The 18,798-nt window shown below is 47.6% G+C and carries 25 protein-coding genes; all 25 read right to left on the minus strand.

Annotated elements, in window-relative coordinates:
• Positions 1 to 8 precede the first annotated feature (8 nt).
• Positions 9 to 260: a hypothetical protein gene (locus tag DWV73_RS03970; RefSeq protein WP_242995731.1), complete on the minus strand. Its 252-nt coding sequence runs from the start codon at positions 258 to 260 to the stop codon at positions 9 to 11.
• A gap of 111 nt (positions 261 to 371) precedes the next feature.
• A complete protein-coding gene (locus DWV73_RS03975; protein WP_117795919.1) occupies positions 372 to 1,919 on the minus strand; it encodes a terminase TerL endonuclease subunit in 1,548 nt (515 codons plus the stop codon).
• Positions 1,919 to 2,398 carry a phage terminase small subunit P27 family gene (locus tag DWV73_RS03980; protein WP_117795921.1) on the minus strand — a complete coding sequence of 160 codons (480 nt, stop codon included), beginning with the start codon at positions 2,396 to 2,398 and terminating at the stop codon, positions 1,919 to 1,921. Before DWV73_RS03980 ends, DWV73_RS03975 begins: the two co-directional genes overlap by 1 nt.
• Before the next feature lie 76 nt (positions 2,399 to 2,474).
• Positions 2,475 to 2,831, minus strand: coding sequence for a hypothetical protein (locus DWV73_RS03985; RefSeq protein WP_117795922.1), 357 nt, complete (start codon positions 2,829 to 2,831; stop codon positions 2,475 to 2,477).
• Positions 2,832 to 2,998: 167 nt separating this feature from the next.
• Entirely contained in the window at positions 2,999 to 3,268 is a 270-nt protein-coding gene (locus DWV73_RS03990) for a hypothetical protein (RefSeq protein WP_242995732.1), read from the minus strand.
• Positions 3,269 to 3,387: 119 nt separating this feature from the next.
• Complete coding sequence (locus tag DWV73_RS12960; RefSeq protein WP_117795924.1) at positions 3,388 to 3,585, minus strand: hypothetical protein; 198 nt, start codon at positions 3,583 to 3,585, stop codon at positions 3,388 to 3,390.
• Positions 3,575 to 4,048, minus strand: coding sequence for a gamma-glutamylcyclotransferase family protein (locus DWV73_RS04000; RefSeq protein ID WP_117795926.1), 474 nt, complete (start codon positions 4,046 to 4,048; stop codon positions 3,575 to 3,577). Before DWV73_RS04000 ends, DWV73_RS12960 begins: the two co-directional genes overlap by 11 nt.
• 93 nt (positions 4,049 to 4,141) lie before the next feature.
• Positions 4,142 to 5,089: an amidoligase family protein gene (locus DWV73_RS04005; RefSeq protein ID WP_117795928.1), complete on the minus strand. Its 948-nt coding sequence runs from the start codon at positions 5,087 to 5,089 to the stop codon at positions 4,142 to 4,144.
• A gap of 122 nt (positions 5,090 to 5,211) precedes the next feature.
• On the minus strand, positions 5,212 to 5,439 hold the full coding sequence (locus tag DWV73_RS04010; protein WP_117795930.1) for a DUF4314 domain-containing protein: 228 nt from the start codon (positions 5,437 to 5,439) through the stop codon (positions 5,212 to 5,214).
• Positions 5,427 to 6,209, minus strand: coding sequence for a hypothetical protein (locus DWV73_RS04015; RefSeq protein ID WP_242995733.1), 783 nt, complete (start codon positions 6,207 to 6,209; stop codon positions 5,427 to 5,429). Before DWV73_RS04015 ends, DWV73_RS04010 begins: the two co-directional genes overlap by 13 nt.
• A 96-nt stretch (positions 6,210 to 6,305) precedes the next feature.
• Complete coding sequence (gene dcm, locus DWV73_RS04020) at positions 6,306 to 7,565, minus strand: DNA (cytosine-5-)-methyltransferase (RefSeq protein WP_347472222.1); 1,260 nt, start codon at positions 7,563 to 7,565, stop codon at positions 6,306 to 6,308.
• On the minus strand, positions 7,552 to 8,808 hold the full coding sequence (locus DWV73_RS04025; RefSeq protein ID WP_117795933.1) for a site-specific DNA-methyltransferase: 1,257 nt from the start codon (positions 8,806 to 8,808) through the stop codon (positions 7,552 to 7,554). The genes dcm and DWV73_RS04025 overlap by 14 nt, the downstream gene beginning before the upstream one ends.
• The gene (locus DWV73_RS04030; RefSeq protein ID WP_117781585.1) at positions 8,789 to 9,244 is read right to left on the minus strand and encodes an RNA polymerase subunit sigma-70; all 456 of its coding nucleotides are present in this window, start codon (positions 9,242 to 9,244) and stop codon (positions 8,789 to 8,791) included. Before DWV73_RS04030 ends, DWV73_RS04025 begins: the two co-directional genes overlap by 20 nt.
• Positions 9,245 to 9,508: 264 nt before the next feature.
• The gene (locus DWV73_RS04035) at positions 9,509 to 9,862 is read right to left on the minus strand and encodes an HNH endonuclease signature motif containing protein (RefSeq protein WP_117781584.1); all 354 of its coding nucleotides are present in this window, start codon (positions 9,860 to 9,862) and stop codon (positions 9,509 to 9,511) included.
• Between the two features lie 187 nt (positions 9,863 to 10,049).
• Positions 10,050 to 10,520: a hypothetical protein gene (locus DWV73_RS04040; protein WP_117781583.1), complete on the minus strand. Its 471-nt coding sequence runs from the start codon at positions 10,518 to 10,520 to the stop codon at positions 10,050 to 10,052.
• A 21-nt stretch (positions 10,521 to 10,541) separates the two neighbouring features.
• A complete protein-coding gene (locus tag DWV73_RS04045; protein WP_147341926.1) occupies positions 10,542 to 10,901 on the minus strand; it encodes a hypothetical protein in 360 nt (119 codons plus the stop codon).
• A gap of 33 nt (positions 10,902 to 10,934) precedes the next feature.
• Positions 10,935 to 11,291 (minus strand): type II toxin-antitoxin system PemK/MazF family toxin, encoded by a 357-nt coding sequence (locus tag DWV73_RS04050; protein WP_117781581.1) that lies wholly within the window; start codon positions 11,289 to 11,291, stop codon positions 10,935 to 10,937.
• Between the two features lie 8 nt (positions 11,292 to 11,299).
• Positions 11,300 to 11,785, minus strand: coding sequence for a hypothetical protein (locus DWV73_RS04055; protein ID WP_242995419.1), 486 nt, complete (start codon positions 11,783 to 11,785; stop codon positions 11,300 to 11,302).
• On the minus strand, positions 11,754 to 13,127 hold the full coding sequence (locus tag DWV73_RS04060; RefSeq protein WP_117781580.1) for a DEAD/DEAH box helicase: 1,374 nt from the start codon (positions 13,125 to 13,127) through the stop codon (positions 11,754 to 11,756). The genes DWV73_RS04055 and DWV73_RS04060 overlap by 32 nt, the downstream gene beginning before the upstream one ends.
• On the minus strand, positions 13,108 to 13,389 hold the full coding sequence (locus DWV73_RS04065; RefSeq protein ID WP_117781579.1) for a VRR-NUC domain-containing protein: 282 nt from the start codon (positions 13,387 to 13,389) through the stop codon (positions 13,108 to 13,110). Before DWV73_RS04065 ends, DWV73_RS04060 begins: the two co-directional genes overlap by 20 nt.
• Before the next feature lie 217 nt (positions 13,390 to 13,606).
• Positions 13,607 to 15,991: a virulence-associated E family protein gene (locus DWV73_RS04070; RefSeq protein ID WP_207661042.1), complete on the minus strand. Its 2,385-nt coding sequence runs from the start codon at positions 15,989 to 15,991 to the stop codon at positions 13,607 to 13,609.
• Positions 15,948 to 16,094, minus strand: coding sequence for a hypothetical protein (locus DWV73_RS12725; RefSeq protein ID WP_181972373.1), 147 nt, complete (start codon positions 16,092 to 16,094; stop codon positions 15,948 to 15,950). The genes DWV73_RS04070 and DWV73_RS12725 overlap by 44 nt, the downstream gene beginning before the upstream one ends.
• Before the next feature lie 10 nt (positions 16,095 to 16,104).
• Positions 16,105 to 18,039 (minus strand): DNA polymerase, encoded by a 1,935-nt coding sequence (locus DWV73_RS04075; RefSeq protein ID WP_117795935.1) that lies wholly within the window; start codon positions 18,037 to 18,039, stop codon positions 16,105 to 16,107.
• Positions 18,020 to 18,190, minus strand: a complete 171-nt coding sequence (locus tag DWV73_RS12730) for a hypothetical protein (RefSeq protein WP_181972374.1) — start codon at positions 18,188 to 18,190, stop codon at positions 18,020 to 18,022. Before DWV73_RS12730 ends, DWV73_RS04075 begins: the two co-directional genes overlap by 20 nt.
• A 65-nt stretch (positions 18,191 to 18,255) precedes the next feature.
• A complete protein-coding gene (locus tag DWV73_RS04080) occupies positions 18,256 to 18,798 on the minus strand; it encodes a DUF2815 family protein (RefSeq protein ID WP_117781576.1) in 543 nt (180 codons plus the stop codon).

Below are 18,798 nucleotides of genomic sequence, written 5' to 3' on the forward strand. Positions count from 1 at the left end.
TTTCTGTATTATCTCTGATAACTGTTCAGTCTTGGAAATTCTTTTCCATTCCTGTAGTAATAATATTTTCTCAGTGCATTCTGCATTGGATTTTTCTTTGCATTCTCAAGCGGTTTCAGTTTTACCAGTGAATCATACATTAGGTCATCATCTGCCACTATCACTTCCAGATCCATTCCAAGTATCTCCTCTGCTTTCAGTGCAAGGGATTTCCTTGTCTGTGCACCATGCTCACCACTGAGTTTTGGATCATGTTCCATACTGTTCATAAAAAATTCTTCCTGCATGCGTATGCCCCCTGTGCTTTTTCTTTATATTAGCACAGAAACGTGCAGCCGGATTATGATTTTAAAGAATCATACACGGCTGCATCAGAATACGAGAATGCCACGGTCATCATACACACTTCCGTCACTGCCCTCATTCCTGATTGCACGATCAAGTGCCATGACGGTTGCAACGGCCCCATCAATCTTCTCCGTGGATTTTTCCTTATCCATTTTGATATTCCCTGCAGGATCCTGACGGACAAACACGTTATCCATCATCCACCGCAGTACCTTATGTCCGCCATGTGCTATCCTCTCTTCAAGTGTCAGCTTCATCAGCTCCTTGGTCGGAGGACTCATATCCTTATACCCCTGTCCGAACGGAACAACGGTAAATCCCATACCCTCAAGGTTCTGTACCATCTGCACAGCTCCCCACCTGTCAAATGCAATCTCTTTGATATGAAATTTTGTTCCCAGCTCATCAATGAACTGCTCGATAAATCCATAATGGATGACATTGCCCTCGGTGGTCTGAAGACATCCCTCGGCTGCCCATACATCATATGGGACATGATCCCTTCTGACACGCAGCCTCATGTTATCTTCCGGTATCCAGAAATACGGAAGTATCATATATTTTTCCATATCATTTCTTGGCGGGAACACCAGCACGAATGCCGTGATATCCGTAGAACTTGAAAGGTCAAGTCCGCCATAGCATTCCCGTCCGAGAAGTTCTTCCTCATTTACGGCAAATGCACAGGCATCCCATTTATCCATCTGCATCCATCGTGTGCTCTGCTTTACCCACTGGTTAAGACGGAGCTGACGGAATACATTCTCCTCTGCTGCATTTTCCTTTGCACTGATATAGGCATTCTGCACTTTTTCAATATCTATCGTATAGCCGAGTGAAGGGTTGGCTTTATACCACACATCCTCACTCGACCAGTCATCGTCATCGGAAGCACCATATATCACGGGATAAAATGTCGGATCGATTTTTCTTCCCTCAATGATATCCAGAGCCTTCTGATGCTGTTCAAAACACACAGAATTTCTGTCTGTTCCGGCTGTTGTGATCAGGAAGAACAACGGCTGTGTTCTTGCATCACCGGAACCCTTGGTCATAACATCAAACAGTTCTCGGTTCGGCTGTGCATGCAGTTCATCAAAGATCACCGCATGGACATTCAGACCGTGCTTGGTATATGCCTCTGCCGACAGTACCTGATAGAAACTGTTGGTCGGTTTATAAACAAGTCTCTTTACGGACATGACAGGCTTTATCCTCTTTTTCAGTGCCGGACACTGATCCACCATGTCCACCGCAACATCAAATACGATGGAAGCCTGCTGTCTGTCGGAAGCGCATCCATATACCTCTGCTCCCCACTCACCGTCACCGCATGTCATATACAGTGCAATGGCTGCTGCCAGTTCGGACTTTCCGTTTTTCTTTGGTATCTCACAATAACAGGTGTTGTACTGCCTGTATCCGTTTTCCTTTACTGTCCCATAGATTGTGCGGATGATCTCATCCTGCCAAGGCAGAAGTTCAAAAGGTACTCCCCTCCACCGTCCTTTGGTGTGTTTCAGGCAGTTGATAAAATTCACCGCATGATCCGCTTTTGCTTTATCAAACATTACTTTGCACCGCCTTTCACAAGCAGAAGCTCCATTTCATCGTTCTGCTTGTCTTCCCCGTTATCCGTTGAAATACGGCTTCTTGCGGACGGTGTAAGGCCGAACTGCTCACAGAACTTATTCATGATCTTCAGATAGGTCTGGGCAATGGATACCTGTGGTACCTGCTGCCAGTAACCGCTCGGAGTCTTCACGATTGCACCATGCTGTGTGATGAATTCCTCTGCTTCTTTCCATCTGGCATATGCCTGACAGTATCCTGCGAATGCTGCCATGTCTATTTCCGTCAGGATGCCGAGATGCTCCAGTTGTTTCGCCATCCTTTTCCATTCTTTCTTTGCCTCGTCCTCAAGCCATGCCGGACAGCGCGGGGCCTTTTTCTCTGGCTTCGGTTCGCTCGTGTTAAGGCTTCTCTTGCCCGGATTTCCCTCAAGCACCTTTACTGCCGTAGGCTTTGGTTTTCTTCCTCTCTGTGCCACTGTCCTCACCTCCTCGTAAAAATGGGCATAATAAAAGACCTCCGGAGAGGTCCTTTGCTTTGTTATCCGTGTGATTTTAAAGTGTCATTCTGATTGCCGGGATCCTTGCTTTTTCCCCGGTCATAAAATCTGTGTATCCTGCGTTCACCTCGGTAAGTCCCGCCATCTTTATTCCTTCTTTTTCAAAAGCTGCAAGTGTTTCGATGAGTCCTGAAAAGGTGCTGCTTATCGTAAATTCCTTGATTCCGTTTTCTCTTAAGGTCTCTGCGATCTCTGCAATGTCATGATCCCAGATGGTATCCGCAAAATCGAGGTCTTCGTTTCCTGTGTATTCAAGGTTTCTGTATGCTGCAAACACCGTTGCATTGATTCCGTAATCCTTAAGGCTTCCTCCCTCTTTGATGGCTCTTTCAAAAATTTCAATCTTCTTCATGGTTTTGTTCCTCCGTTTTCTTTGTTTTCCCTTTCGGTAGGTACATATTCGCTCTAAACGCTGATTATATCCAGTTATTTCAGCACCATAATGTACACAAAGATAACGGCAGTACATTGTGACAATGTACATGATAAAAGGCAGGGGATCATGCCCTGCCCTTCCTGTTATTTTACCTTGGTGAGTGCCCATGCCATCGCATGTCCGGCATCCTCAAATCCTTCTTTTCTTTCGATTCTTGAAATTCTGCACTCGCATCTTCCTAGTCCGGTTTCTTCCGGAGTCTCGACCAGCTCGTAAACCTCTGCAACGCTTCCCTTAAAGCAATGGTCCCATACCGCAACCGTGTAATCCCCGTAATCAAGAACTGCTGAATTCATGCATCCGTAAAGTTCCATTCCTAAATTCTCTGCTGTTGTGATTTTTGTTTCCATCATATGTTCCTCCGTTTTCTTTTTTCCCTTTCGGTAAGTACATATTCACTCTGAATGCAGATATTATCCAGTTATATCTGCTTCATAATGTACACAAAGATCCGCCGGAGGAATTGTACATATTACCGCTGTGACCTGTGGATGGTTTCAAGGATCTGTTCCTGTTCCGATGTCCCGACACCGATGCTCTCAAGAGCCTCACGTGTGCCACAGTCGGGGCAGATAAGCGTTGTTCCGTCAGTCCTTGATAAGGCGGGCGGTGCTGCGTATCTTTCCCCGCACCGTGGGCATATCCGTATCCGCAGTATTTCACTCTTCATGTCCTGACACCTCCACCGCTTTTATCTGTGCTTCGGAAAGGTAGTGCTCATCAAATCCGAAGCTGGCATACCCCTGAAGGCATGTGCTTACATAGGAAAGGGAAGGTACTCCTATCTTCCGTTCTTCATGCATGATATACACAAAGCACTTCCTTCTCCGTATCTTTCCCGTGCGTATTCCTTTGATGTCCAGCTCCATTTCCTTTTTGTAATAAAATGTTGGGAATCCTTCGTAGCGGTCAAGTGCCGCCTCATCCGATTCCGTGACCTCCCATGCTGCAACGGGAACCTCTCCGCCCTTCTTGGGTTCTATGGTAAGATAGGCACCCGTAAGGCTTCCCTTGAAAAGCAGTTCATAATCTTTAATAACTGCAGTTCCGATTACCCTCGCATGCGGACATCTCATCCGCATCTGTCTGATGTTCAGGTTGCTGCCGTAAGCAATGTAATATCTTTTCTGCATAATGTTTCCATCCTTTCCGAAGGGAACACCCTTCTACCACCTTAAGACCGCACATGGCGGTCAATGCTCCAAGGTGGCAGGAGGCTGTTCTCTTCAAGCAGCCCTTCCGCTTCTGAATGCGGTGTCTCCTGCAAGTCTCTTTGTGAGGATGTCCCTTGCCGTCTTGAATTCATCCCCGATGAATCCGAGTCTTAAAAGCCATGTCCTCATTGCGTATTTTGGATTTTCTGTCTGCTGTGGTTTCGGACTTGCCGTCCTTACTTCCTTTGCCATCTGGCTGAGTGCAAGACAGAGCTGGATGTAACTTTTAAGCTGTCCTGCATGCAGTCCGTTCAGCTTTCCATCTGCCGGGGCATCAAATTGAAAAAGTCTGAATTCAACCGTCCCCTTTGTAAAGGTTGCATGGTAGTTCAGCATATGGTATCTGCTGTCATTGTAATGCTGATTCCGTCCGTAGCTTGCACCGTTTGAGGTGTACCAGATGTCTGCAAGAGCAGCCATCGTCTTTGGCTTCTTCTTGTTGAGTTCTTTGAGGAATCTTGGGTCTACCGTTCTGCAGTAGCGGTTCATCCTTCCCCTGTCAAGGTCTAAGGCATCCGCCAGAAGGTTCTCATGCCCCGCCATGATGTTTGCAAGATTTCTGAGTGTCTGCGGTGTGTGCCCTTTTGCACCGATGTGGATGTGTACTCCGCATCCCCTTGTTGCATCGCTCTTTGCTCCCGCATGTCTGAGCTTTCTGATAAGTTCCTGCAGTGTTTCAATATCGTTGTAGGTAAGGATCGGTGTCACCAGTTCGCATTTCTTATCATCTGGTCCCGCAATGCTGACGTCCTTCTGGAATTTCCATTCCCTTCCGTCCGCATCCCATGCTGACCATGTATAATATCCGTTTCTGGAAGCCGTGTTTTCAAATCTTCCCGTTCCAAAGAATGTGGCTGCAAGCTCTGCTGCCTTATCCCTCCTGATGTTATTCATCTCGACCTCAACTCCGATGGTCTGTTTCTTCATTTCCTCAATCTGTCTTGCAATCCTTTCGTTCATGGCTTGTACCTCCGTTTGTTTTCTACCCTTTCGGTAGGTACATATTCGCTCTAAAACACACATATATCCAGTTATATATGAGCCATAAACTGCACAAACATCTGCGGTTGGAATTGTGTATATTATGACTGTATTTTTCTCCATTCATCCACTCCGTAGATCATTGCAAGAGAGCCGTGTCCTTCCCACACCGTGTGGAGCTGTCCCGCATCATCCACGAACTCGACCTTTCCTATGGTTCCTGACGGTATCTTTCTGTATGGGTCATCAAGGCGGATAAGTTCCACCTTGGTTCCCGCAGGATATTCTTTTCTGAGTCTTTCAAGTGTCTGTCTGCTTACTCCGAACATACCGTTGTCCCCCTTTCTGCCCTGCGGTTGGCTTTCCATTTTTCCGCATCTTCCGGGGTTCTAAATGCCGTGTGTCCTTTCAGTCCCTTAAGGAAGAAATTTCTTACTTCCTTTCCTTCGCTCCCGCCAAATCCGATGGAAACAAGCCATGCCCTCATGTAATATTTCTCATTTTCCTCGATGGTCTGCTTCGGATTCACCCGCTTCTGTTCTGATGCCTTCTTTACAATGGCCGATGCCAGTCTGCAGTATTCCATCATGCTGTCCGTATGCGGGAATCCCGTAAAGTCAATGTTTCCATCCTTAAATGCAACTCCCTTACATCCGCCCTGTTCCGTGATGAACCTTACCGCTTCTTCCGTATTTTCAAAGGTTCTTTCGGCAAGTGCATCTGTCAGCGTATCCGTAATGGAAATGCACTCCCTTCCGGTTGCCCTGTTGATAAGGTACTGCTTGGAATGCATCATGTTTATCAGGTTGATGATTCCCTGCGGTGTCATGTCTCCGATTGGTATCTTTATCTCTGCTTCTGTTTCTTCCGTCTGTGGTTCCTGTGTTTCTTCTGCAACATCGTTCTGAAAAAGCACCCTTCTCACCTCATCTTCCATACTGTCATCTTCAAGAATGACCTTTGCGTCCCTGTCCACCGTGATGCTGCCGATGCGGTATGCAAAACTTGGTGGTCCAAGGTACTCTGACCTCTGTCCGAAATGCTCGGCTAAGGCTTTTACCAGTTCTTTTCTGTTTTCAGCGTTTGTTATAATTTCCATTCTGCTGATCTCCTTTCCTTTTGGTAGTACCATATATCACTCTGAACGCCCATATAGTCAAGCAGATAATGGTACTTTCCAAAAGAAAATGTAAGGTCAGTTTCTGGACTCCGGCAGGGACATCGCAACCGCATATGCCACGGTTGCCGTCACTGCATTCCCCGCCTGTTTATATAGCTGTGCATCGGAGTTGACAGCCGATGCACGGTCAAACAGCTCATCAGAAAATCCTTGTAACCGGAAGCACTCCCTCGGTGTCAGCCTTCTGATGCGTCCGCCCCTCATGAGCGTACCCATCTGACCAGAACAGTCCAGCGTCTGGGAACAGCCCTTGCCTACACGGCCCCGTCTGGTCGTACTGTCCGGATACGCAAGATTGATGCCGTCACCTTCACGGGCAACATCGTATCCTGTCTTTGTGGCATTCCTGACTTTCACGGAATCTTCCTTCTTACAGACATACACACCGTGTCTGTCCTGAGATGTCAGCGTGAACATCGGCTCTCCGTCATCCTTCATGCGTCTGCCGTTCTGTCTTTTCTCCATACGTTCCGGTGTCAGGACCGGATGAACTTCAAGCACCGCTGAGTTCATTGCCGTGTGGTTTGTCATCCCGGCAGTGTACCGTGCAGTCAGGCATCTTGCCGTGTCCGTGATCTTCGGATCATGGTTGCTCTGGTCGATGAAATAAAGCCCTGTCTTTGCGCCGACGCCTCCGGCATTGCCGACAAGCGTTGCGGAGATGCCGTCCGTCCCGTAAACACGGTAACCCTGCATACCTCCTATAAGCTGGTTAAGAGCTGCTGCGTTTTCTCCGGTGAGAGGTAATATTTCTCGTCTACCTCTGCTTCTAAGATTTGCGATAATGAACACACGCTCACGGTTCTGTGGCACTCCGAAATTTTTGGAGTTAAGCACCTGCCACCGACAGTCATACCCTGCTTCGTCCATTTCAGACAGAACTGAGGCAAAATCGAATCCTGCATTGATCGATAACAGGTTCTTAACGTTCTCAACAAGTAAGTATGTGGGTTTAGCACTTTCTTCTTTACCTTTGAGGAGGTCAATAATGTTGTAATATATTCCACTTCTTTTTCCGACCAGTCCCCGCTGTTTTCCAGCAACGGAGATGTCCTGACATGGGAATCCGAAGCACCAGATGTCTGCATAGGGGACATCTTCGGATTTAAGTTTTGTGACATCATGAGCTTTCCACTCTCCTTCCGTATCATACATAGCCTCATAGGAGGCTCTTGCAAATTTATCATATTCACAGTATCCGATGCACTTATGGCCGGCAGTTTCCAGGCCAAGCCTGAAACCGCCTATGCCGGAACACAGGTCAAGAAATGTCATCTGCTTCATTATACATCCCTCCCCTGCATAAATCCTGATATGAAATTTTCATATTATCACGGAGCACATATACATCAGCATCCGAACCACGCTGTTCAATGTAGCGGTTCACGATGACATCCACGAACTTCTCATCCAGTTCAATGCCGTAGCAGATACGGTTCGTCTGCTCACAGGCGATCAGCGTGGAACCTGAACCGAGGAACGGGTCAAGCACGATGCAGTTGCTCATGCATGAGTTCTGTATCGGATATGCCATAAGTGCCACGGGTTTCATGGTCGGATGATCCTTGCTCGCCTTCGGACGGTCATATTCCCAGATGGTTGTCTGCTTCCTGTCGGAATACCACTGGTGCTTACCGCCTTTCTTCCATCCGAACAGGCACGGCTCGTGCTGCCACTGGTACGGACTCCTTCCAAGCACCAGTGCATTCTTTTTCCAGATGCAGCAGCCGGAAAGGTAGAACCCGGCATCCTTAAATGCCTTTCTGAAATTCAACCCTTCCGTATCCGCATGGAAAACATAAATGGAAGCATCCTGTTCCATCGACTGCTCCATGTTGACAAATGCTGCGAATAAGAATTTATAGAAATCCTCATCCGGCATGTTGTCATTTTTTATCTTTCCGGCTGTCTCCTCAACATTTACATTGTATGGAGGATCCGTCAGCACAAGGTTGGCTTTCCGTCCATCCATCAGTGCATCGTAAGTTTCCGGCAGAATGGAATCACCGCAGATGACACGGTGCTTTCCGAGCAGCCACACATCACCCGCCTTTGCAACGGTCGGTTTTGCAAGCTCCGCTTCCACATCAAAATCATCTTCCTTGATCTTCTTGTCATGCACGGAATTGAAAAGCTGCTCTATCTCCGGCGGTTCAAAACCCGTGACGCCGACATCAAAATCGGAATCCTCAAGATCCTTGATAAGGTCCGCCAGAAGTTCCTTATTCCATTCACCCGTGATCTTATTAAGGGCAACATTGAGTGCCTTTTCCTTGGTCTTGTCGATATCGACCATGATACACTCCACTTCCGTATATCCGAGGTCTGAAAGAACCGTGGCTCTCTGGTGTCCTCCGATAATGGTCATGTCTGAGTTGATGATGATCGGCTCGACATATCCGAACTCTTTAATGGAGTTCTTGATTTTTTCATATTCCTTATCACCCGGCTTCAGCTTCTTTCTTGGATTATAGGAAGCGGGGATAAGGTCTGCTATTTTATAACTCTGAAACTGCATCTTCCTGATCCTCCTCTGCTAAAAATCTGTGCCGGAAGTAACATTCACGGCCACAGTATTTTCTGTTCTTGTTTCCATAGGAAATAAATGGCTTCCCGCACTGCTCACATACAAGCGTGTAGGAAGCCTTCTCGCTTTTCTTCACTGCTTCGGGATGTGCTTTCCACCATTCCCTTCTGCATTTTTCACAGCAGAACCGTCTCGGTCTGCCAGTCTTTGGCTGTTCGATTGGATTACCGCAGAAATGGCATACCTCTTTACCGTCCACCATGAGTTTCATATTTTTTGAAACCACTGTGGCATATCCGGCAAGGTTATGCCGCTTGCAATAATTCCTGACGATGTCACGGGACAGTCCGATTGCCATTCCTATGGCTTTATATCCCATGCCCCGCATACGCATCTCATTGATCTGCTTTGCCTGTGTGTCCGTCATCCTTTCTCACTCTCCTTCCGGCACACGAAAAAAGGCCGGAAAAACAATGTTTTTACACTGTTTTCCAGCCTTAAATATTGCGTTTTTCATAATTTTCCGGCAAAAGAAAATACCCCTTTTTGCCGTGTTTTAAGTACATTCTGCGAAAATTATCCTGTCTGTTTTATATCCCCCCTGTTTAATTCTGCGAAAATTCACGCAAAGGGGGCCATCGGTCTTCAGCGGTTCACTCCGTAGAGATTTTGATACCCCCACGGTCTGCCGTCAGAACCGATACTCAGGATTGTTATCCTCGTTCCATGTCTTTTTATCATGACAAGATTTGCATAAGCTCTGCCAGTTCTTCTCGTCCCAGAACAGAACGGGATCACCACGGTGCGGTTTCACATGGTCGACAACGGTTGCGGTCACTGCCCTGCCTTCCTTCATGCACTGCACGCACAAAGGATGTGCTTTTAAGTACCTCGCCCTTGCCTTCTGCCACCGCCTGTTGTAACCACGCTTGCTGCTGCTCGCCCTGTCACCACGGTGCAGTGCTTCATGCTCCTCACAGTACAGACCGTCTGTCAGCTTCGGACATCCGGGATGTCTGCACGGTTTCTTTGGTTTCATCGGCATCTGCCATTCCTCCCTTCTATGTACACGGGCGGTGTGAAAGGATTGGAAAGACACCGCCCCTTACGTCAACATAAAAAGGAGCGTTTCCGCTCCCTTTCTTTTTTGCCATCTTAATCATAGCAGATGTAAATTAAAAAGTCAGTACACCCTTAGTACACCTTTAGTGCACCCTTAGTACACCACCTTTTTATTTCTTTAACCGCAGCAGACCCTTACCAACAGAACTGATAGCTTTCCCGCCCATCTGCCTTACCTGTTTATTAGAAATAAGTCCTGCCGAAACTGCAAGCAGCAGCATACCGCCTGTAATATTTCTGTCAGTCTTTTCACGTTCTTCTTTCAAAAATTCATTATGCCCGTCTACTTCTTTTTCCTTAATACGGTCAAGTTCCTGGATCCGGTCTTTCGCCCACTGGATTTTTCCTTCATCTTCTGAAGTTTTTATAATATCATAAAGTTCCTTACGTTCAGCTTCCTGACCTTTATCCACGGCTTCCTTAAAACTGACAGCCGAATCCGTAGTCTGTTTATGTACTGCTTTCAATGAATCATATCCATGATTCACGTTGTCCCGTAAAACATTCAGTTTATCCATGAATTTTTTATGAGCTTTATCGGATCTTGTCATATTTGTGCTGGCTGCTCTCTTCTCTGCCATTTATGTTCTCCTTCCCTATACCTACAGCCCCATATCGGAAAAAATGCCATACCAGTATACCTGATTGCGGGTAGCTGCCGTTGCTTCTCCGGATATATGTTCTCCCTTTTTCCTTCTCAGGTACAGTTCATATAGCTCTCCGCATTCTTCCTTCTTTAAAGGTCTTGGCATTTTTATGGAGCATTTTGGTTCATGCTCTTTCGATACAGTCACAAAAACAGTGCCATTCTCCGCAAAAGCATAAAACCATTTTCCTTTTCTGTTATTCATAGGTACAGTAACAATATCCCTCGGATTGCTGCTCAGGCTGTTAGCAAGATCATCGTAATTTACCATTTTACCGCCTCCGTCTCTGTTTGGTTCATAACAGTATTTTATCATAACGCAAACAAAAAAGACAGCCGTCTGACTGCCTTAATTATACTCTGCATATGCACCTATCTGTATCTGAAGTGCCACGGTGATCTGCTCCATGACCATGTCATCCAGCACTTCCCCGATTCTGTCACCAAGCCTTGTTTTATCAAGGGTCTCCACCTGTTCCGCCAGAGCCATGCTCGGCTTGTTCAGACCGCTGCCTTTTGGAATCTGCACATGGGTCGGAAGATACTTTTTCTTCCACACCCTTGCAGAAAGCGGAACGACCGTAACCACGGGGGAATGCTTATTTGCCTTATTGTTGCTTACCACCAGTGCCGGACGGATACCGCCCTGTTTGCTTCCTGCCTTCTCACCAAAATCCACATAGTAAATATCTCCACGCTTACACATAAAACCTCCTATCCGAGAACAAATGCTTCCACCTGTCTGTCCCTAAGTTCATACTGTTTATCAAGTTCCTTTAATGCTGCTTTTCTGTACTTCGCTATCATCGTGTGGCTCACATGGTATCTGTCCATCATGATGTCCCATGTCATATCCTCATCCAGAAGATCCGTGATGATGCTTCTATGTTTTTCTTCCAGTCTGCTTACTGCATGCTCAAAAAATTCCAGTTCTTCCTTCAGGAACATATATCTGTGGAAAAGGAATTCATACCACTCGTCATTTTCCCTTTCGATTGCTGTCCTGTACTTGATTGCTATGTTTGCCGTCTTATCGGAAAGAGTGCTGGTCTGCACCCTTTCCCCTTCCGGATGGGAATAGAGCATGGAATCGATCATGTCCTGTTCGCTCACTCCCTGAAACTGACGGAGCTGGAACTCAGTCACGGTCAGTTCCTTTTTCATGTTCTTATATTCCTTCATCATTACTTCTGCCGTCATCCGCCATACCTCCAATCCTTGCCTTTACTGCTTCTATCATTGCATTCTGTGTATTGTCCTTCCTCTCGATTGCACGAAGGATATCCTCATCGACCGTCCCGTCCGTTACCAGATGCTCTATGACAACCGTGTGTTTCTGTCCCTGTCTGTAAAGTCTGGCATTAAGCTGCTGATATAACTCAAGGGACCATGTAAGCGAAAACCATACAATGGTTGAACCGCCCTCCTGAAGATTCAGTCCGTGTCCTGCCGATGCCGGATGGATCAGTGCAACGGGGATTTTTCCGGCATTCCAGTCATCAATGTCTTTCTTTGTATTGATATCCCTTGCGGGAAATCTCTTTAATATCCTCTCCCTGTCATGTTTGAACCAGTACGCAACCAGAAGCGGTTTCCCGTTTGCCGATTCGATAAGGTCTTCCAAAGCATCCAGTTTTCTGTCATGGATATTTCTGACATTGCCGGATTCATCATAGACAGCACCGTTCGCCATCTGCTGGAGCTTGTTGGAAAGTGCTGCTGCGTTTACTGCATCGATGTCCTGTCCTTCTCCGTATTCAAGGATCATCTCATCTGCCATCCTGTCATAAAGAGCCTGTTCGGATTCCGACATGGAAACAGATACCCGGTTGCACACACACTCCGGCATATCAAGATAATCAACAGCCTTCATGGAAATGCTGATATCGGAGATAAGCTCATATATTTTTTCTTCCGCACCCTCCCTCGGCTTGTAGGAAAAGATGATCTCTCGGTTACGCTTATCCGGAACAAAGAACCTGTCACGGTATCCACCGATGAATCTCCCAAGTCTCTGCCCCATATCAAGGATCCCTATCTCCGCCCACAGGTCCATAAGATTTCCCGGTGTTCCGGTAAGTCCGACCACCCGCTTTGCCATCGGCCTTACTTTTTTCAGGTCTTTGAACCTCTGTGCCTTTGGGGACTTGAAGCTCGACAGCTCATCAATGATGACCATGTCAAAATCAAAAAACACATTTTTTGTCATCCACGAAACATTGTCCCTTCCGATGATTGTCACATCTGCTCTTGACATAATTGCTTCTTTTCTCTGCACTGCAGTTCCCATTGCCACTGCAAATGTCATGCCGTAAAGATGCTCCCACTTTTTTATCTCTGCCGGCCATGTGGTCTCAGCCACACGCTTTGGTGCAATCACCAGCACCCGCCTTATTTCAAAATAATCAAACAGCAGCAGCCACAATGCCGTAAGTGTTATTACCGTCTTGCCAAGCCCCATGTCGAGGATCAGGCAGCTCACGGGATGTGTGATTATAAAATCCGTAGCATACTGTTGGTAATCATGTGCCTTGTATTTCATTCAGAATACCTCCAATCTGATTGATGTTATCAACTACATAAACAGGAAAGCCAAGCCTCTCAAGTATCCTCTTTCTTTTCAGTTGAAGCGGTCTTGGTTTCTTTCCCGGTGCTTTCAGTTCCACAAATGCCATTTTTCCGTCCGGCATCAGGACGATGCGGTCAGGCACTCCATTCATACCGGGTGATACAAATTTTAATGCCAGACCGTTACGCTTTTTTGCTTCTTCCCTTAAATGTCTTTCTACTGTACTTTCTAGCAAAACCGGATACCTCCTTTGCCGATTGCGGTTGCCTTATGCCGTTTACTCCTATACGCGCATATACACATGAATTGCTCTTTCTATCTCTATTTTTAATTCTCAACTGGATTTAATGGGAAACTGGGAAACTACAGACCGCAGACCCTTATTTTCCAAGGTGTCAGCACGGTTTCCAACTACCGTTGCCCATCTGCATTTGGGAAACCTCGGAAACCGCCTAACGGGTTTCCTGTGGTTTCTCATCCATTCTCACAAAAGTCTTCTGCACTCCGTAAAGGGGGACTTTGGTCTTTCCGGTGGTGTTGGAATCATACTTCTTCCATCCCCCGATCTTGTTTAAGATGCCTTCGATCTCATAAGAATCCGCCTTCTTTAAGTTCTGGCGTTCCTTGCCGAAGCACTCCACCCATATCTCCATGATGCAGACACGCTCACGCACGACCGTTCCCTTTACACCTACGGTTTCAAACTCACTGCCTCCGAGGAATGCCCTTCTCTGGTAGATGTCCATTGATGCCCAGTTATCCGGCAGAAGCCTGTCAAGATAATCCTGCACGATGCCTTCACGGTCATCCGACTCCATTGCCTCCTGCTGCATCTTATAGGCTTCTTCTGCCTCCGCACCTTTTAAGAACAGCTCCTCACCTTCCTTATACAGATGGATTGCCTCCGCCCAGATCTGGTCGACACAGTCAAGCTGCCACGGATGGTGTTTTCCCGTTCCCGGCACATGCACCGGCCAGAATCTTCTGTTTCCGGTCACGTCACGTAAGAATCCGCCCTCAGAGTTGGTGCTTCCCACAATGATGCATTTTCTTGGGTGGGACTCCACATTTACACCGTATGCCTGACGGAACTTATCATCCTGACGGGTGACAAAGGACTTCACTACCTCGACCTCGGTCTTGCGGATACCGTTCATCTCACTGATTTCGAGGATCCAGTTGCCGAGCAGCTTCTCGGCAGCAGTCTTATCCCTCATATCCGAAATGGATAAGGAATCCGAAAACCACTGCTTTCCGAGTATGGAAAAGAAGGTTGATTTTCCCATTCCCTGCGGACCGTTCAGCACGAGGATGGAGTCAAACTTCACTCCCGGCTTATAAATACGTGCTACCGCAGCCACCAGTGTCTTACGGATGACCGCCCTCGTGTAAGGTGTATCTTCTGCACCAAAGTAGTCGATGAGCAGTGTGTCGATACGCTCCTGTCCGTCCCAGTTAAGTGTGGCAAAATAATCCTTGATCGGATGATAAAGCCTGTCGGAAGACACTACTGCAAGCAGTGCATCCTTGAACTTGGTCGGTGACCAGATCCCGTACACCCTCTCGAAATACACCTTTGCATTGGCAAGGTCTGAGTCATTCCATCCCGGCTTTACCTGTTTCCAAGGAAGCGGACCGATGACATCAATGGTATCCTTGAACTCGTTGTATACGATATTTTTGAAGTTCTCATCATTGCGGATGATCAGTGCGATGTTCTGCAGTGTATCCTTGATGTTTCCCCTGCGGTCGAGTGCCAGCTTGTTCTGCCAGTCCTCATCCGGCTCCGCGGAAAATTCCTGTACTGCCAGCTCCTGTCTTTCTTTGGCAAGCGTGTTCTTTACTTCTTCATCTGCAGATACAAAATCCTGCATGGCTTTAAAGGACGGGAGTTTTCCGGGTTCTGTCCCTTCGGCTGCCCTTGCATCCTTGTCACCGAATTTATGAAGCCTTACCACATCAAACGCATTCATCAGCTTTCCGCAGCACGGGTCTGTAGCATGATGGCTGTATACAAACAGGTCATCATAGACAACGACTCCGGCTGCCGAGTCTGCCGGGATATAATCATATCTTCCGAGGATTGCCCTCGAATGCCTGTACACATCCGGGATGAACTTATCGATGGCCTGTGTCACCGTATATGTCCGGTTGAATGCCCCGATCAGTCCGTCCTTGGAAAGCGGATCTGCCTGTTTCTTTATATCCCTCTGTACCACGGATGCCTGACGGTTGCTTACCGGCCATGCCGATACATCATGCCAGTCCTTATAACGTGCCAGCACTTCATCCGGATCCACTTCTGCCCCATCGATCTCCTGAAACACATACTCCCCGTCACTTGAAGTGCTCGGCCAGTACATGAGTCTGGAAGGCTCATAGGTGGAATCATCGAAAAGTTCAATGCCGATATCCGATGCAAGCATACGGCTTACCGCACCATATTCATCAGGAGTCACATCCCTTGTCAGGAATATGATGATACGCAGTCTCGGCTTTTCCGGTGTATGCTTATGGGTGGAATACACCACCATCTTCATGTCAAAGAACATTTCCAGTTCATCAATGATGCCCTGTGTCCCGTAATCCATGTCAAGCGTGATGGCGGATCTGGTTATCACGCATTCTTTCTTTCTCCGTCCGCCCTTCAGCTTTCCAAGAACAAAGCCTCCGACATCCTTGATACTGTCCTGCTGTCCCTTCGGCATCTTCCTGTACTGCTCCATTGTTTCTGCAGTATATTTTGTCTTGGACAGACGGCTGACAAAATCTTCATAGGTCATATCCGTGCAGTTAAACTTTTTGTCCATTCTTGAGTTTCCGATTGATACGAACATCTTTTCCTGCCTCCTTCTTTTTTTTCTTTTCTTCCTTTGCCACCCTTCCGACCGCAGTATTTGCAGTCGGGTCAGGATAACCTTCCGTATTGCGTCCTCCCATGCAGCACCTCCTAATCTTTCTTGTAAAACGGACTTTCAAATCCGGCTGCCTTAAGCGGAAGTCCCTCACACCAGTCAGGGCATACCGCCATGATCTCATTTACTTCTTCCACCGAGGATGTTCCTTCCGGCACTTCAAGCACCACTTCATCATGGATATGGCACACGATGTCAAAGCCTTTCTTTTCCAGCCTGAGCATTGCTTCTGCCAGCACATCCCTTGCGGTTGCCTGAACGATGTTCTCACAGAATTTTGCACCGTAGGATTCTATCCTTGTCCATTTGCGGTTCGTACCGACACCTTCATAGCTGACGCTTTCCGAGCCGAAACGGTTCACGGTCATCCTCGGCCTTACATATGACAGCACCCTTCCTGACGGCAGTGCGATCTTTAACATCCCGGACTGGTAATATACCGTCACCCTTCCGACCGTGGTCATCTTCCGTTCCTTCACGGCAGCCTTTACCGCACCGTCAATCTCATACCAGTAATTTACGATGTGCGGGTTTGCTGTCCGCCATGACTGCACCAGGCCTTTCAGTTCATCCTCTTCCACAAAGTTCAGTGCTCCCATGCTGATAAGCGCACCTTCCGCACCGCCATACTGACAGGCAAGCGATGCCACCTTTCCCCTTGCACGGTACGGGCTTCCTTTCGTGATCTCCTCTATCGGGATATGGAACATCTTCGATGCCGTCTGCTCATAGATCTTTCCGGCACCACGGAACTCTTCCATGACCCATCCCTCTCCGGCAAGATAGCCCATGACCCTTGCCTCGATTGCGGAAAAATCGCTGACGATGAATCTGCATCCCGGCTTTGCCACAAATGCGGTACGGATCAGTTCCGAAAGCACATCCGGTATGGAATCATACAAAAGCTCCGCAAGGTCATATCTGCCTTCCTTTACGATGGAGCGTGCAAGTTCGAGGTCTTCCATATGGTTCTGGGGAAGGTTATGGATCTGCACCAGTCTGCCGGCCCACCTTCCTGTACGGTTGGCCCCGTAAAACTGCAGTAATCCATGCACCCTTCCGTCCGGACAGACGGAACGTTCCATAGCTTCATACTTTTTGACTGACGTTTTTGACAGGGCAAGACGCAGCTTCATCATTTCCGCTACATCACCGTCCGTGTTTTCCACCAGTTCCTCCACGGCTGCCTTTGCAAGGGAATCGATCTCGATGCCTTTTCGTGCAAGCCATCCCTTAAGCTGTGCCACGCTGTTCGGATTCTCAAGTCCTGATATTTCATATGCCTTCTTTGTTGCCGTTTCCTTATACAGAAGGTCACAGGCCACTGCATGTGTGATAAGTTCCGGATCCACCATGATGCCCCTGTCATTTATCCTCTGGTCCATGCAGTACAGTTCCTGCTCCCTGTCCGGTATGGGAAACTTCGAGAGCTTATTCCTGATCTGCTTTTCCACATCCACGTCACGGATACAGTAGGTCTTGAACAGCTCCCACTTCTCCGGCTCATCAGATGGAAGGTTTCTTGTCCTGCCGCCGTTTGACTTGGACGGCTTGCACGGCATACAGAAGAACCGGATCAGTTCCTTTCCTTCCGACATCTTTTTCTTATCAAGGTTCAGTGCTTCTCCCACGCCTTCCAGTGACAGCGGAAGCGACAGCATGGATGCCTGAACGAGTGTACATCTCCACCCTTCCGGCTTTAAGGAAAGACCAAAGTAACGGTTGATACAGTTACGCTCGAATGCTGCATTATAGGCAGTCTTTATCACGGAATCATCCGTAAGCAGCTTCATAATCTCATCCGGCATTTTCTCCCCGGATGCAAGGTCAATGATCTTGGTCGGCTCATCGTTCAGACTGTATGCAAATAAAAGGATCTCAAACTGCTCCGATGCAGCATATCTATGTACCCCGCAGTCCGGGAGTGATACATCCGAGTAGGTTTCAATGTCAATTGCAAGTGTGTCCATAAGCCTGTCCCTCCGCTTTCTTCTTTATTCTGTTGATCCCCGTTCTCGCAGCATCCACGTTGCCGGACTTTATCTGTCCCTTGATGGTGCGGAACGTATTATATGGAATATATTTTTTTATGCTGTTTAGCTCTTTCATCAGTTCCTTCATGGCATCTCCTTTATGTATCCGGGCGGTGTATGCCACCGCCCTTCCTATGGTTTACTGGTTCACTCCTATGAAAGGAAATCGTCCTCTGCATCCACTGCCTCGAACTCATCCTTGGCATTGGCTCTGGAACCGAGAGGCTCTCCGTCCTTTAACTTCTGAACATTGCCGAGTCCTGCTGCCACGCCTTTGTTGCCGTTGGAATTGTAGGCATAAAATGTAATGGATACCCTTCCGTAACAGCCTGAATATACCTCGCTCTGGTCAAGGATCGGCTGCACCTGTCTGTCCACGATCTGAGGGGCCTGTTTTGAATTGGCATTCAGGAACATACTGTTCTGGTACGCTTCGTCTTCAGGTCTGTCGATGTCACCGTCTCTGAGCGGAAGTTTCAGGTTTGCCGGGATCTTGCCGCCCCACTTGCCCTTTCCTTCATCCTTTGCCACCTCGATTGCCTTTTTGATCTTGGCAATGGTCTCCTTATCATCCTTATCGATGATGCAGGATACGGAATACTTCGGTTCGCTTCCATTGATGGAATCCGGCTCCCACAGGTGTGCGTAGCTCAGTCTGCAAGGTACGATTACTTTAGTTAAGTTTGCTGTTGTCAT

It is taken from the genome of Clostridium sp. AF12-41 (assembly GCF_003461685.1).
Classification (GTDB): domain Bacteria; phylum Bacillota; class Clostridia; order Lachnospirales; family Lachnospiraceae; genus Otoolea; species Otoolea fessa.

Excerpts from the sequence above, each read along its gene's own strand:
- DWV73_RS03970 (WP_242995731.1), bottom strand. The coding sequence starts at position 260 with ATGGAACATGATCCAAAACTCAGTGGTGAGCATGGTGCACAGACAAGG.
- DWV73_RS03975 (WP_117795919.1), bottom strand. The coding sequence starts at position 1,919 with ATGTTTGATAAAGCAAAAGCGGATCATGCGGTGAATTTTATCAACTGC.
- DWV73_RS03985 (WP_117795922.1), bottom strand. The coding sequence starts at position 2,831 with ATGAAGAAGATTGAAATTTTTGAAAGAGCCATCAAAGAGGGAGGAAGC.
- DWV73_RS03990 (WP_242995732.1), bottom strand. The coding sequence starts at position 3,268 with ATGATGGAAACAAAAATCACAACAGCAGAGAATTTAGGAATGGAACTT.
- DWV73_RS12960 (WP_117795924.1), bottom strand. The coding sequence starts at position 3,585 with ATGAAGAGTGAAATACTGCGGATACGGATATGCCCACGGTGCGGGGAA.
- DWV73_RS04000 (WP_117795926.1), bottom strand. The coding sequence starts at position 4,048 with ATGCAGAAAAGATATTACATTGCTTACGGCAGCAACCTGAACATCAGA.
- DWV73_RS04005 (WP_117795928.1), bottom strand. The coding sequence starts at position 5,089 with ATGAACGAAAGGATTGCAAGACAGATTGAGGAAATGAAGAAACAGACC.
- DWV73_RS04010 (WP_117795930.1), bottom strand. The coding sequence starts at position 5,439 with ATGTTCGGAGTAAGCAGACAGACACTTGAAAGACTCAGAAAAGAATAT.
- DWV73_RS04015 (WP_242995733.1), bottom strand. The coding sequence starts at position 6,209 with ATGGAAATTATAACAAACGCTGAAAACAGAAAAGAACTGGTAAAAGCC.
- dcm (WP_347472222.1), bottom strand. The coding sequence starts at position 7,565 with ATGACATTTCTTGACCTGTGTTCCGGCATAGGCGGTTTCAGGCTTGGC.
- DWV73_RS04025 (WP_117795933.1), bottom strand. The coding sequence starts at position 8,808 with ATGCAGTTTCAGAGTTATAAAATAGCAGACCTTATCCCCGCTTCCTAT.
- DWV73_RS04030 (WP_117781585.1), bottom strand. The coding sequence starts at position 9,244 with ATGACGGACACACAGGCAAAGCAGATCAATGAGATGCGTATGCGGGGC.
- DWV73_RS04035 (WP_117781584.1), bottom strand. The coding sequence starts at position 9,862 with ATGCCGATGAAACCAAAGAAACCGTGCAGACATCCCGGATGTCCGAAG.
- DWV73_RS04040 (WP_117781583.1), bottom strand. The coding sequence starts at position 10,520 with ATGGCAGAGAAGAGAGCAGCCAGCACAAATATGACAAGATCCGATAAA.
- DWV73_RS04045 (WP_147341926.1), bottom strand. The coding sequence starts at position 10,901 with ATGATAAAATACTGTTATGAACCAAACAGAGACGGAGGCGGTAAAATG.
- DWV73_RS04050 (WP_117781581.1), bottom strand. The coding sequence starts at position 11,291 with ATGTGTAAGCGTGGAGATATTTACTATGTGGATTTTGGTGAGAAGGCA.
- DWV73_RS04055 (WP_242995419.1), bottom strand. The coding sequence starts at position 11,785 with ATGACGGCAGAAGTAATGATGAAGGAATATAAGAACATGAAAAAGGAA.
- DWV73_RS04060 (WP_117781580.1), bottom strand. The coding sequence starts at position 13,127 with ATGAAATACAAGGCACATGATTACCAACAGTATGCTACGGATTTTATA.
- DWV73_RS04070 (WP_207661042.1), bottom strand. The coding sequence starts at position 15,991 with ATGTTCGTATCAATCGGAAACTCAAGAATGGACAAAAAGTTTAACTGC.
- DWV73_RS12725 (WP_181972373.1), bottom strand. The coding sequence starts at position 16,094 with ATGGGAGGACGCAATACGGAAGGTTATCCTGACCCGACTGCAAATACT.
- DWV73_RS04075 (WP_117795935.1), bottom strand. The coding sequence starts at position 18,039 with ATGGACACACTTGCAATTGACATTGAAACCTACTCGGATGTATCACTC.
- DWV73_RS12730 (WP_181972374.1), bottom strand. The coding sequence starts at position 18,190 with ATGAAGGAACTGATGAAAGAGCTAAACAGCATAAAAAAATATATTCCA.
- DWV73_RS04080 (WP_117781576.1), bottom strand. The coding sequence starts at position 18,798 with ATGACAACAGCAAACTTAACTAAAGTAATCGTACCTTGCAGACTGAGC.